Consider the following 407-nt stretch of genomic DNA (forward strand, 5'->3'; position numbering starts at 1 on the left):
CGCCCAGCTGCGCCATCAGTTTGGCGGCAAGGGAGGCTTCGTCGCCGAATTCACGCTGTTCAATCAGTTCGTTGCCGGCGTTGTAGCGGTAGCCGGTGAGCTTATGGTCGAAACCGCTTTCTGCAATCAATCGGTCGAGGATGTCGTAGGCAAAGCGGTAGCGCGCACCGTTTTCATTGGTGAGGCCGACTAAGCGGCGGGCTTGGTCGTAATGGTAGCCGAAGGTATGGCCCAAGGCATTGGTGCGTCGGGTCGGCAGACCGTCCTGGCCGTATTCGTAGGAGGTGGTGTGGCCTTCGCCGTCGGTATGGGTGGTCAGACGACCTGCGGCATCATAGCCGAAGGTCTCCTTGCTGCCGTCGGGATAGAGGGCGAGGGTGAGGTGTTGATTGGTGTCGTAGTGGTAT

Annotated in this window: 1 pseudogene; it reads right to left on the bottom strand. The window is 59.7% G+C overall.

Annotation, left to right across the window (positions count from 1 at the left end):
- Positions 1 to 407: pseudogene (locus ACTHR2_RS10545) on the bottom strand (RHS repeat family protein); the annotation flags it as partial.

This window comes from Neisseria sp. P0006.S004, from assembly GCF_051963015.1.
Classification (GTDB): Bacteria; Pseudomonadota; Gammaproteobacteria; order Burkholderiales; family Neisseriaceae; genus Neisseria.